We start from the raw sequence: 12723 nt of genomic DNA on the forward strand, positions 1-12723 counted from the left end.
TAAACATGAGTGTAAGAAAGACCGTTTTATCAGTAAAAGATTTAGAAATTCAATTTAAAGTTCGTGATCGACGTTTAAATGCGATTCGTCGCATTTCACTTGATTTATATGAAGGTGAAACCTTAGCTATTGTAGGAGAATCAGGTTCAGGAAAATCAGTTTTAATTAAATCATTTACTGGAATGCTTGAATCTAATGGGGAAATTGTTGGAGGAGAAATCCTCTTTGAAGGACAAGATATTAGTAAACTAAAAAAAAATAAAGAATGGGATGGCATTCGTGGGGCTAAAATTGCAACGGTTTTTCAAGATCCGATGACGTCTTTAAATCCGGTTCGAACGATTGGTTCTCAAATTGCAGAAGTAATCGTTAAGCATCAAAAACTAAATAAAGTAGAAGCAAAAGCGAAAGCCATCGATTTAATGAAACGTGTTGGAATTACAGATGCACAAAAACGATTTGGAGATTATCCGCATCAATATTCAGGGGGAATGCGCCAACGGATTGTCATTGCCATTGCTTTGGCTTGTCGACCTAAAATATTAATTTGTGATGAACCTACAACGGCTCTTGATGTCACGATACAGGCACAAATCTTGCAGTTAATTAAAGATTTGCAAGCTGAGTATGGATTTACAACGATTTATATTACGCATGACTTAGGTGTGGTCGCAAATGTAGCAGATCGCGTCGTTGTGATGTATTCAGGGCAAATTATTGAATATGGAGAGGTTGAAGAAATTTTCTATGAGCCAGCGCATCCGTATACATGGGCGTTACTTTCATCATTACCACAACTTGGAACTAAAGGAAATGAGCTCTTTTCTATCAATGGAACGCCTCCATCACTTTATAATGAGATTATTGGAGATGCCTTTGCCCCAAGAAATCAGTTTGCGATGCAAATTGATTTCGAAGAAGAACCACCATTTTTTGAAATTACGCCCACTCATTTTGCTAAAACGTGGTTACGTGATGAGCGTGCGCCAAAAACGGAAATGCCAAAAACGTTACAAAATTTACATGAAAAACTCGTGGCAATTTATGGAGAGGGCGCAAACGGAGGGGTGAACTAATGAGAGAACGTGAAGTTTTATTATCGGTCAAAGATTTAGAAATTAAATTTAAAGATTTTGTGGCAGTAAAAGATGTGAATTTTGATATTTATAAAGGAGAAACCTTCTCGTTAGTTGGAGAATCTGGATCAGGAAAAACAACCATTGGGCGTGCGATTATTCGTATTAACGACACGTCAAAAGGTGAAATTTTATTTAATGGGAAAAAAATTAATGGACGAATTACGCGAGATATGAATAAATACATTGTTAAAAATATTCAGATGGTGTTTCAAGATCCCGCTGCCTCATTAAATGAACGTGCGACCGTTGATTACATTGTTTCCGAGGGATTAATTAACTTTGGGATGTATGAAAATGAAGCAGATCGGAAACAAAAAGTTATTAAAGCACTTGAATCCGTAGGATTACTTCCAGAGCATGCCACGCGTTATCCTCATGAATTTTCAGGAGGACAACGCCAACGAATTGGAATGGCCCGTGCAATCGTCATGGAGCCAGAGTTTATTATTGCGGATGAGCCGATTTCGGCTCTAGATGTTTCAATTCGTGCGCAAGTGTTAAATTTACTAAAAAAATTACAACAGGACAAAGGCTTAACATATTTATTTATTGCGCATGATTTATCAGTGGTACGATTTATTTCTGATCGAATTGCGGTTATTCATAAAGGACGCATTGTAGAGTTAGCTGAGGCGGAAGAATTGTTTTTAAATCCGTTTCATCCGTATACAAAATCTTTATTATCAGCGATTCCAATTCCCGATCCTCGTCTTGAAAAAAATAAGCAATTAATTGTCTACACAGGCGAAGAGCATGATTATACGGTTGATAAACCTAAGTGGACTGAAATTAAAACAGGACACTTTGTATGGGCAAATGAAGCGGAAGCGCGTGAATATAAAAAGAATGCTAAAGTTAAATAAAGGGTCGTCTTAAAGGTCAGTTACATGTGTTTGTAGCTGACTTTTTTTGCTTTTAACAATTACAAGAAGAGGGAATACGATATAGTAAAGAAGGGGGGATAAGATTGAAACTAAAGAAATATAATCGGCAAAAGGCCATTGATTATGCAAGAAAATGGGCATTAGGACGCAATCCACTCTACCATGATTATGAAAATTATGGAGGAGATTGTACCAATTTTATTTCACAATGTTTACATGCAGGAGAAATTCCTTTTGATGTGAATGGGCGAGATGTTACACAAAAATGGTACTGGTATAGTGACCAGTCTCGAACTCCGTCCTGGACCTCAGCGAGACCTTTGAAAAACTACATCTTGAATAATAACAGAGAATTATCACAGAATTATGGGATTTATGCAAAACCTTGTCAATATGAAGAGTTAGAACTTGGAGATTTAGTCCAAAAAACAGTGAATGGTGAAATTACTCATACCATGATGGTCACAGCGCGTGTTTTTGATAAAAATGGTCAATTGATTGATTATCTAGTTTGTCAACACTCATATGACTTATTAGATTTTCCGTTGTCTCAAAAAGATGGAATTTTAAGTTTTATTAAAATAGTAGGTTATTATGATTGGTAATTTTGGATTATTTTTATTGAAATTTAAAGATATTTCAAATTGAATTCATACATGTTTTCGTGAGATAAAGTCATAATACTATAGTCGACCAATTCGACAAGATTTTGAAAGTGAGGACTTAATCATGAGAAATAATAACAATGCAAAAAACAATGCAAAAAACCAAGCAAATGCACAAGCTAAAAACCAAACAAATGCAAATGTAGAATTCGCAAATGACTTTGCCAATACAAATGCAAAAAACCAAACAAACAAATTAGCTTCTCAATCAAATACTAAAAATAATTGCCGCTAGTTAGTTAGAATTTATCAAATTGGCAAGAAAAATGAGACAGATAGAGGTCTCATTTTTTTTATGTGTAAACTCTGAAAATGGAAGATTCACATGAAATTAACAGACATTTTTTTGAATTGGACACAAATAATAAGAGTGTCGAGATTCGACAAGAAAATGTGAGGTGTTAATGATGAGTCAAAAAGCGAAAAAATGTGAAGGTAATAATCAATGGGCAGGGCAAAAAGCAGCTGCTAAAGCTACTCAGTATCACGATAAAACCGAGTTTAGTAATGAGTGGGTATCAACGAATAAAGTAGCCGATTGCAATCACCCAACTGAAAAAGAATCACAGGGTGATCAAGAAGAGTCAAGATGTCATTGTTCACATAAGCATTAAACCGAGGAAATAGTAAAAAACGCTATGAGATTGGTCATAGCGTTTTTTGTCATTTTCTAGTATAATAAAAATTGACGACATGAAGAAAGGGTGAGGACATGGAATTATTTGTATCAGATTTAGATGGGACTTTATTAAATAAGCAAAGCGAAGTCTCACAGACATCACGCCAAATTATTAATGATTTAATAGATAAAGGGGTGAAGTTTACCGTCGCAACAGCCCGTACACATGCGACTGTTATTGATTTACTAGAAGGATTAAAGATTGAAATGCCAATTGCCATTATGAATGGCGTGGGGATTTTCGATTTAAAAAATAGAAAATACTTGGAGATTGTGGATTTAGCAAAAGATACCACAATGTCTGTTTTAGCCGTTTTTGATAGCTTAAAACTAGAGCCGATGATTTATGGAATTAAGGATGATCAATTAAGTGTTTATTACCGTGAAATTAACAATGAAGTCGCACAAGACTTTTATTTAGGTCGTTGTGATAAACCATTGAAAACATTTAAACAAATTCAAGACTTTACACCATATATTCAAGATGAACAAATCGTAAATATTTTAGTCTTTGATAAGCTTGAGTTAATCGAAGAGGCTTATCGTCAAATTCAATTCATTGAGGGTGTGAGTGCAACATATTATAAAACACGTACAGAGGGATTTGGCTATATGGAATTATATAGTGCAAATGCCTCAAAAGCAAATGGAATCAAAGCGTTAGCAAAATATGCAGACTTTAGTAAAATCATTGGATTCGGAGATAATTTAAATGATTTACCAATGTTTGAACAGGCGGATGAAGCATATGCTCCTGCAAATGCGGTTCCTGAGATTAAAAAAATTGCGACAGGTGTGATTGGTCATCACAACGAAGATGCCATAGCCCTATATTTACAAGAGCGTTATCATCAAAATAATCAATAATTAAAAGAGCTTGGTTAATCTTAAACCAAGCCTTTTTAGCAGAGATGAAAAATACAGGATAGAAATGGATACTATTTGCACAAGTGCATAAACTATAGTATTATATTAGTAACGCGTTGTAGTGGAGGAGGATGTTTATGGCGGTTTCGAAATACTATCGAATCGATGAACCAAATCAAGAAATTGGAAGTATTGAAATCCATTCACAAGTTTTTGAAGTGATTGCACATAATGCAACAGCAGAAATTGAAGGTGTTTCAAAAATGTTTGAAAGTATCTCACAATCCATCGCAGATACTTTTAATAGTAAAAAACATCGTAATGGTGTTGAAGTAGAATTTGATGAATCAGGGTTAACGATTGATGTTTATGTGAGTATTAAAGCCGGATATACCATTAATGAGGTGGCTGAAAAAATTCAGAAAAATATTCATCAAATGATTTATCATATGACATCAGTTAAAACACATGAAATTTATGTTCATGTCGTATCGATTGATTTTGACTAGTAAAATAAACCACTTTTGGTGGTTTATTTTATTTTTTTCTACGTTTTGTTCATAAATGTGATAAGATATATAGTTGAAATTGTAGAAAATAGTATACAATATAAAAGTAGCAACTTAGAAGATTTGAATAGAAAGAGGGATTTTTGTGATTCGTCATGTTATACGTCAATTTGCAGTACAAACATTATATCAAATGGAAGTGGGGCAACTGACACGTGAAGAAGCCATTGAAAATATTGAATTAATGGTGGAAAGCTTAAAAGAAGAGGCGATTGAATTAATGGCCGAAGAAGTGACACCTCATCAAGCATTACAAATGGAACAAACTTTTAAATTAGATGAATTCTATTTTGAGTTAGTTAACGGGGTATTAACACATAAAGAGCAGTTAGATCAAATCATTAATGATAACCTTCGTGGATGGAGTCTATCACGTTTAAATAAAGTAGATAAAGCTATTTTACGTCTTGCGACATATGAAATGAAATATTGTCAAGACACAGCAAAGAAAATTGTTATTGATGAGGCGTTAGAGTTAACGAAAGAATTCTCAGATACAGGAGATGGAAAAGCACGTAGCTTTAACAATAAAGTTTTAGATCAAATTAGTAAACATATTGCATAGGGTGTGAGTCAATTGGAGCAAAAGCAACCATTAACCGTCAAAGCATTAACCAAATATATTAAATTAAAATTTGACTATGATAAAAATTTACAACACTTATTATTAAAGGGTGAAATTTCAAATTTTAAACGTCATTCCAGAGGGCATTTTTATTTCACGCTCAAAGATGATGAAGCTCAAATTAATGCGGTGATGTTTGCCAGTGCCGCTTCGCAAGTTTCATTTATGCCAAAAGAAGGGATGCAAGTCGTTGTAAAAGGACATATTGCTGTTTATGAGGCTGGCGGATCGTATTCTTTGTATGTAAAAGAAATGACGGAAGATGGGATTGGAAATTTATATGTTGCCTTTACTCAAATGAAAGAACGTTTAGGTGCGGAAGGATTGTTTGATGCGAGATTTAAACAGCCCATCCCCCCTTTTCCTCATGCGATAGGTGTCATTACCTCTCCAACAGGGGCGGCGATTCGAGATGTATTATCGACCATTAAAAGGCGTTTTCCCCTTGTGAAGGTGTATGTTTATCCGGCTCTGGTGCAAGGAGAACAAGCAGCACCTTCAATCGTTAAATGTATTCAACAAGCAAATGAACTCAAACAAGTAGATACTTTAATTGTGGGGCGCGGTGGTGGATCAATTGAAGACCTGTGGGCTTTTAATGAAGAAATTGTGGCCAGAGCCATTTTTGAATCAAAAATTCCAATTATCTCTGCCGTGGGTCATGAAACGGACTTTACGATTGCTGATTTCGTCGCAGATCATCGTGCCCCAACACCGACAGGAGCAGCAGAAATAGCTGTTCCGAATGTCGTAGATGTTTTAAAACACTTGAATCAACTAAATGTGAGGTTAAATCACAATTTTAATGTTCAATTCGAACAAAAAAAGCAATGGCTTTCACAGCTATCGAATCATTATATTATGAAAAATCCTCATGCTTTATTTGAGCAACGTTTAGTTTATGTCAGTCAGTTAAATGATAAACTACAGTACCAATTACAACAACAACTGAGAAAACGTCAACAAATTTTAATGATGCATTCTAATCGATTGATTCAACACAATCCAAAGCAACGAGTGATGAATTATCAACACCAACTCGAATACTTGTCTAAAGCTTTACAAAGTGGAATGAATCAAGAGTTAGCAAATCAAAAACAACACTATGGATTACTTTTAACGAAACTCGACATGCTTAATCCCATGTCTATTTTGAAAAAAGGATACACGGTGACAACGAATGAAAAAAACGAAATGGTGACGAGTGTTTCACAAGTAAGTGTGGGACAAAAAGTAACCGTTGCCTTTGATGATGGATCATTTGTTGCAGAGGTTGATGAAATAAAATCGATGTGAAAGGGTGAATCTTAGTGAGTGAACCAAAAATGAATTTTGATGAAGCATTAAGTCAATTAGAACAAGTGGTTCGTCAGCTAGAAGCTGGAAATTTACCACTTGAGCGTTCAATCGAGCTGTATAAGCAAGGAATGTCTTTATCTAATGAATGCCACCAAAAGCTTCAAAAAATTGAAGCAGAAGTTGCAAAATTAGTTGATTCATCAGGAAATGTCACGGATTTCGAGATTCCGGGGGAATAGTTCATGTTATCAACTTATATTGAAACGAATAAAAAACCATTTGAAAAGGTCATGTTTGACTTAATTGAATCAGAACCTATCCCATCAGAATTAAAAGAATCGATGCTTTACTCGTTAAAAGTAGGAGGGAAGCGATTAAGACCTATTCTGTTATTTGCTGTGTTAGAATCTTTTAACCTCGCACCACAAAAAGGATATCACGTCGCAGCAGCACTTGAAATGATTCATACTTATTCCTTAATTCATGATGATTTACCTGCAATGGATGATGATGCATTGCGTCGTGGGAAACCAACCAATCACATTGTTTTTGGTGAAGCAACAGCTATTTTAGCAGGTGATAGTCTATTGACACATGCCTTTAAAGTCATTGCAGAAGACGAACGATTGACGACAAATCAACGATTATCGTTGATTCAAGCATTATCGTTAGCCTCTGGACCTATGGGAATGGTAGCAGGTCAAGTTCTTGATATGGAAGCTGAAGTTAAAGCAGTGTCTTTAGAACAACTCAAACAGATTCATGTGAATAAGACGGGGCGATTAATCGAATTTGCGATTGTAGCAGGAGCGATTATTGCGCAGGCTGATGATGAAGTCATTAACCAGTTGAAACAATTTGCGTATCATCTTGGACTTGCCTTTCAAATTAAAGATGATATTTTAGATGTTGAAGGTAGTACAGCTGTGTTAGGAAAAAACGTAGGAAGTGATTTAGTAAATGGAAAGAGCACTTATGTGTCATTAACGTCTTTAACAGAGGCAAAAAACATGTTAGAAGAAGAAATTAAGTGTGCTAAAGTAATCTTACATAACCTTCCAGTTTCAACAGCTGTCTTAGAAGCTATTACCGATTACATTAAAGACCGTCAAGCTTAATAAAAATGGGGGCGATTAGACTTAATCGTCCTTTTTTTGACGATTTATCTTCATTTATAATGAATAATGGATGGCTACTGGTGGGAAAAAAAGTCGAAGTGTGGTATGATGATAGAATAAAAATCAAATATGGTTATATTTGAGAAGAAAAGATTAATAATAAAGGTGAAAATGAGGTTGGAGTGATAGAGATGTATAACATCAAGGAGATACAAGATCCTACGTTTATAAAACAATTATCGAATCGACAATTGAAAATTCTTTGTAAGGATCTTCGTACGTTCTTAATCGATTCGTTATCTAAAACAGGTGGACATCTGTCATCAAATCTCGGGGTGGTTGAATTAACCGTTGCTTTGCATAAGGTATTTAACTCACCAGAAGATAAATTTATTTGGGATGTAGGACATCAAAGCTATATCCATAAAATCTTAACAGGAAGAGCAAAGGATTTTCCAACATTAAGACAGTATAAAGGGCTGTCAGGCTTTCCAAAGCGAAAAGAGTCAAGCCATGATTGCTGGGAAACTGGTCATGCCTCTACCTCTATTTCAGCTGCAGTTGGAATGGCTTACGCCAGAGATTTAAATGAAGATGATTATCATGTCATTGCTATTATCGGTGACGGCTCATTAACAGGAGGAATGGCATATGAAGCTTTAAATCATATTGGACATACGAATAAGCGTTTAATCGTCATTTTAAATGACAATGAGATGGCAATTTCACCGAATGTCGGAGCCTTACATAATATTTTAGGAACGATTCGAACAACAGATTCATATTTAAATACAAAACGTCAAGTCAAAGCTGTTTTGAAGGGAAATCAGGTGTTAAATGGTGTGATTCACCGTACAAAGGGAAGTGTTAAGCGATTACTTATTGGAAATACACCTTTTGATGCGTTAGGATTTAAATATTTTGGACCCGTTGATGGACATAATCTGAATGACCTGATAAAGAATTTGAATTTTGCTAAAAAAGCGGATAAACCGGTCCTCATTCATGTGAAAACTACAAAAGGAAAAGGATTCTCGTTTGCCGAACAAGATAAGCTAGGAACATGGCACGGCGTTGGAAAATTTAATAAACGAACGGGAAATGTTGCGGGAGATAAAAAAGAAAATCAAATTTCTTGGAGTAAATTGATTAGTAATGGGTTAATGGAGCTAACAGCGCACGATAAACGTTGTGCAGTGATTACACCCGCCATGATTAATGGGTCGGCATTAAATGAATATGCCAAGCGTTATCCCGATCGTTTAATCGATGTGGGGATCGCAGAAGAGCATGCTGTTACGATGGCAGGTGGAATGGCGACTCAGGGAATGAAACCATTTGTTTCAATCTATTCGACGTTTTTAAAACGTTCATATGATCAAATTCATCACGATATTGCGAGACAAAATTTGGATGTTGTCTTTGGGATTGATCGAGCAGGGATTGTTGGAGCAGATGGCGAGACCCATCAGGGGCTTTATGATATTGCAATGCTTCGTCCAGTGCCTAATATGACACTGATGATGCCTCGTAATGGGGAAGAAGCATACAATCTTCTTTATACCGCTTATCAAACGCCAGGACCATTTGCAATGCGTTATCCACGTGGTGATGTTTGGCAAGTTGATCCTCATTATCATGAGTGGAAAATGATTGAAATTGGATCTTGGGAGTGGTTAGCAACCGCTCAGGATGCAGTCATTGTTTCAATGGGGCCGGTTTTAAGTGAATTAGCTGAATTAGTTGAGGAACTAAAGTTAGAAGGCCTTCACATTGGATTGGTTAATGCAAGATTTATTAAACCGTTGGATTATAAAATGCTTGATGAAATAGCCGCCTTACAGGTTCCGATCATTGTTTATGAAGAATCAACGTTAATAGCAGGACTCGGATCAGCCATTTTAGAGTATTACAATGAGACAAACCAAAGGGTTGAGATCAACCGATTAGGAATTCCGGATATTTATGTTCAACACGGTCGTGTCTCAGAAATTTTAGAAGAACTTCATTTAACAATCGAAGATGTTAAATTAGAAGTGATGCGTAGCTTAAAGAAATAGGTCGGTGTAAGTTAATGAAAAAAGAACGAATTGATGTGTTATTGACACAACTTGGATATTTTAATTCACGTGAAACAGCTAAGCGTGCCATCATGGCAGGGCTTGTTTTAGTGGATCAACAACGAATTGATAAACCGGGAGAAAAGGTTCCAGTAGAATCAAATATTACTGTAAAAGGAAACGTTTGTCCTTATGTCAGTCGAGGTGGATTTAAGCTTGAAAAAGCCATTAAAGCCTTTAATTTAGATTTAAAAGATAAAATTATTATTGATATCGGATCCTCAACAGGAGGATTTACAGATTGTGCCCTTCAAAATGGTGCTAAACTCTCGTATGCCGTTGATGTGGGTTACAACCAATTAGACTGGAAAATTCGTCAAGATGAGCGAGTCATTTGTATGGAACGTACAAACTTCAGATATATGACACCGGAAAATCTAACGCATGGTGTTCCTGAATTTGCATGTATCGATGTTTCATTTATCTCATTAAAAATCATTTTCCCAGTTTTAAAACAATTATTAGCAAAAGAAGGGCAAGTGGCAGCGTTAATTAAGCCACAGTTTGAAGCAGGAAAAGATCAGGTAGGTAAAAAAGGAATTGTGCGTGATCCTAAAATACATATCAAAGTTATTCAAGAAATTGTGGATTTCTTAACTGCTTTAGAATTAAGTGTATTAGGATTAACTTATTCACCGATTAAAGGTGGCGAAGGAAACATTGAGTTTTTAGTTCATGTTGGAAACAATGAACAGTTGACAACTTTAATTACTGAAAAAGAAATTATTAATGTGGTAACGGAAGCTCATAGTCAATTATAAACAAAAGAAGCGAAAAGAGGGGAGATGCATATCTCTCCTTTTATTATTTTTGAAACAAATGTTTGTTTTTTTAAAAAACGAGAGTTGAACAAATGTTCTATTTTTGATATAATGTGAAACAAATGAAATGAATTTTGGTAAGAGATATAGCTTATCGTGACATAAGAATAAAATAAAGATAATTTGAACAATATAGTGGGTGATTATATGTTATCGCATTTATCAATTCAAAATATGGCCATCATTGAAGGGTTACAATTAGATTTAAATCAAAAAATGACGGTGTTAACCGGAGAAACGGGAGCCGGAAAATCAATTATTATTGATGCTATTTCATTATTGATTGGAGATCGTGCCTCAACCGATTTAATTCGTTATCATGAAGAAATGGCAGTGGTTGAAGGCGTTTTTGAAATTGAGAACAATAAACCGTTAAAATCTTATCTAATCGCACATGATATTCCATTTGAGACGCAATTAATTGTTAAACGTACCATTAAACGTTCAGGTAATGGCCAAATTCGAGTAAACGGAGAATTAATGACAGCCAATCAACTAAAAGAAATTGGTCAATATTTAGTGGATATTCATGTTCAACATGATACACATCGATTATTTAATCAAGATTATAATTATCAATTAATTGATAACTTTGATACATCTGATCAAATAGAGAAGGCTAATAAAGCGTATCAAAAGGCTTTAAAGGGGTATAACGGAGCGAAGAAAAAGTATCTCGATTTTAAAAAAAATGCAGATGAAATTCAAAAGCGAATGGATTTAATTCTTTTTCAAAAAAGTGAAATCGAAAAAGTCAATCTGAAAAAGGGTGAATTAGAAGAGCTTGAAGATCGTCGCCATATCATTTTAAATTCGGATAAATTACATAAATCATATACTCAAATTTTATATAATTTAAAAGGAGATGGCGGTGCCATTGAAAAATTATATGAGGCCTACAATCAAACTCAAATGCTTGCTAACATTGATGAAGAGTTAACACCTTCTGTTTCACAAATGGCGGATATTTATTATGGCTTAGAAGAGTTTTTAATGATGATTAATTCGAAGTTAGATGAATTAAATTATTATCCAGAAGAGCTTGACGAAATTGAATCACGATTAAATGAACTGCAAATGTTAAAACGAAAGTATCGTATGGATATCGAAGAAATCATGACCTACCATGCTCAAATTGTGGAAGAGTTGGCCCAAGTTGAGGATTTTGATCACTATGAGAAAAACCTTCATGAGGAATTAAAAACTGCTCATCGGGACTTAATTGAAGCGGGAGAGGTATTGAATCAACATCGTCAAGAAATTTCAGAGGTGATTAAGACTCAGCTGATTCAAGAATTAAATGATTTACAGTTATTTAATACTCAGTTTGATATTGCCTTTACACGCCATCAAACCGATGAAATAATTCAAGGATTTTATACGATCAATGGAATTTATGATATTCAATTCTTATTAAGTACAAATAAAGGAGAGCCAATGAAACCTTTAAACAAGGTAGCATCAGGTGGAGAGTTATCTCGAATTATGTTAGCCTTAAAAACGATTTTGAATCGTGGTCAATTCATTTCAACCATTATTTTTGATGAAATCGATACAGGAGTTAGTGGTCAAGTTGCTTCAAGTATTGGGGCAAAAATGAAAGAGATTGCCAAACAAAAACAAGTTTTATGTATCACGCATTTACCACAAGTTGCTTCACTCGCAGATTATCATATTCATGTCTCTAAACATGAACGCAATGAACGCACCATTACGTCTGTTAAATATTTAACACTCGAAGAGAGAATGCATGAGATTGCGAGAATGTTAAGTAGTGATAATATTACGGAATCGGCAATATTAAATGCGAAACAATTATTACAAAATCATTAATAAATATGAAGAATTCCTTTTTTTTGAGCGCTAGAGTAGAAAAATTGGAATTCTTTTTTTTAGATATTTGAGATTGAAAGAGCCATAATAATTTTGTAGTTCGT

General features: G+C 34.9%; 14 protein-coding genes. All 14 read left to right on the top strand.

What is annotated here, in order from left to right; translation table 11 throughout:
- Positions 1-5: 5 nt before the first annotated feature.
- The 14 genes from HLK68_RS11685 to recN all read left to right on the top strand — a co-directional run bounded on the left by HLK68_RS11685 (position 6) and on the right by recN (position 12619).
- Positions 6-1076, top strand: coding sequence for an ABC transporter ATP-binding protein (locus HLK68_RS11685; protein ID WP_055164775.1), 1071 nt, complete (start codon positions 6-8; stop codon positions 1074-1076).
- A complete protein-coding gene (locus tag HLK68_RS11690; protein WP_006785560.1) occupies positions 1076-2002 on the top strand; it encodes an ATP-binding cassette domain-containing protein in 927 nt (308 codons plus the stop codon). Before HLK68_RS11685 ends, HLK68_RS11690 begins: the two co-directional genes overlap by 1 nt.
- 104 nt (positions 2003-2106) lie before the next feature.
- A complete protein-coding gene (locus tag HLK68_RS11695; protein ID WP_006785561.1) occupies positions 2107-2628 on the top strand; it encodes an amidase domain-containing protein in 522 nt (173 codons plus the stop codon).
- A 124-nt stretch (positions 2629-2752) separates the two neighbouring features.
- Positions 2753-2923 carry a hypothetical protein gene (locus HLK68_RS11700; protein ID WP_009606431.1) on the top strand — a complete coding sequence of 57 codons (171 nt, stop codon included), beginning with the start codon at positions 2753-2755 and terminating at the stop codon, positions 2921-2923.
- 172 nt (positions 2924-3095) lie between these two features.
- Entirely contained in the window at positions 3096-3302 is a 207-nt protein-coding gene (locus HLK68_RS11705; protein ID WP_132942638.1) for a hypothetical protein, read from the top strand.
- A gap of 98 nt (positions 3303-3400) precedes the next feature.
- Positions 3401-4234 carry a Cof-type HAD-IIB family hydrolase gene (locus HLK68_RS11710; protein ID WP_006785563.1) on the top strand — a complete coding sequence of 278 codons (834 nt, stop codon included), beginning with the start codon at positions 3401-3403 and terminating at the stop codon, positions 4232-4234.
- A gap of 137 nt (positions 4235-4371) precedes the next feature.
- Positions 4372-4743, top strand: a complete 372-nt coding sequence (locus HLK68_RS11715) for an Asp23/Gls24 family envelope stress response protein (protein ID WP_006785564.1) — start codon at positions 4372-4374, stop codon at positions 4741-4743.
- A 145-nt stretch (positions 4744-4888) separates the two neighbouring features.
- A complete protein-coding gene (nusB, locus tag HLK68_RS11720; protein ID WP_006785565.1) occupies positions 4889-5368 on the top strand; it encodes a transcription antitermination factor NusB in 480 nt (159 codons plus the stop codon).
- A 3-nt stretch (positions 5369-5371) separates the two neighbouring features.
- On the top strand, positions 5372-6724 hold the full coding sequence (xseA, locus tag HLK68_RS11725) for an exodeoxyribonuclease VII large subunit (protein WP_237701291.1): 1353 nt from the start codon (positions 5372-5374) through the stop codon (positions 6722-6724).
- A 14-nt stretch (positions 6725-6738) separates the two neighbouring features.
- On the top strand, positions 6739-6966 hold the full coding sequence (gene xseB, locus HLK68_RS11730) for an exodeoxyribonuclease VII small subunit (protein WP_006785567.1): 228 nt from the start codon (positions 6739-6741) through the stop codon (positions 6964-6966).
- A gap of 3 nt (positions 6967-6969) precedes the next feature.
- Complete coding sequence (locus tag HLK68_RS11735; protein ID WP_006785568.1) at positions 6970-7845, top strand: polyprenyl synthetase family protein; 876 nt, start codon at positions 6970-6972, stop codon at positions 7843-7845.
- A 191-nt stretch (positions 7846-8036) separates the two neighbouring features.
- Positions 8037-9905: a 1-deoxy-D-xylulose-5-phosphate synthase gene (gene dxs / locus HLK68_RS11740; protein ID WP_006785569.1), complete on the top strand. Its 1869-nt coding sequence runs from the start codon at positions 8037-8039 to the stop codon at positions 9903-9905.
- 14 nt (positions 9906-9919) lie between these two features.
- Positions 9920-10726, top strand: a complete 807-nt coding sequence (locus HLK68_RS11745; protein WP_006785570.1) for a TlyA family RNA methyltransferase — start codon at positions 9920-9922, stop codon at positions 10724-10726.
- A gap of 207 nt (positions 10727-10933) precedes the next feature.
- Complete coding sequence (gene recN / locus HLK68_RS11750; RefSeq protein ID WP_132942637.1) at positions 10934-12619, top strand: DNA repair protein RecN; 1686 nt, start codon at positions 10934-10936, stop codon at positions 12617-12619.
- Positions 12620-12723 lie beyond the last annotated feature (104 nt).

This window comes from Turicibacter sanguinis (genome assembly GCF_013046825.1).
In the GTDB taxonomy this organism is placed as follows: domain Bacteria; phylum Bacillota_I; class Bacilli_A; order MOL361; family Turicibacteraceae; genus Turicibacter; species Turicibacter sanguinis.

Coding starts and splice junctions, on each gene's coding strand:
- HLK68_RS11710 (WP_006785563.1), top strand. CDS start 3,401: ATGGAATTATTTGTATCAGATTTAGATGGGACTTTATTAAATAAGCAA.
- recN (WP_132942637.1), top strand. CDS start 10,934: ATGTTATCGCATTTATCAATTCAAAATATGGCCATCATTGAAGGGTTA.
- HLK68_RS11700 (WP_009606431.1), top strand. CDS start 2,753: ATGAGAAATAATAACAATGCAAAAAACAATGCAAAAAACCAAGCAAAT.
- HLK68_RS11685 (WP_055164775.1), top strand. CDS start 6: ATGAGTGTAAGAAAGACCGTTTTATCAGTAAAAGATTTAGAAATTCAA.
- HLK68_RS11705 (WP_132942638.1), top strand. CDS start 3,096: ATGAGTCAAAAAGCGAAAAAATGTGAAGGTAATAATCAATGGGCAGGG.
- HLK68_RS11745 (WP_006785570.1), top strand. CDS start 9,920: ATGAAAAAAGAACGAATTGATGTGTTATTGACACAACTTGGATATTTT.
- dxs (WP_006785569.1), top strand. CDS start 8,037: ATGTATAACATCAAGGAGATACAAGATCCTACGTTTATAAAACAATTA.
- HLK68_RS11715 (WP_006785564.1), top strand. CDS start 4,372: ATGGCGGTTTCGAAATACTATCGAATCGATGAACCAAATCAAGAAATT.
- HLK68_RS11735 (WP_006785568.1), top strand. CDS start 6,970: ATGTTATCAACTTATATTGAAACGAATAAAAAACCATTTGAAAAGGTC.
- HLK68_RS11690 (WP_006785560.1), top strand. CDS start 1,076: ATGAGAGAACGTGAAGTTTTATTATCGGTCAAAGATTTAGAAATTAAA.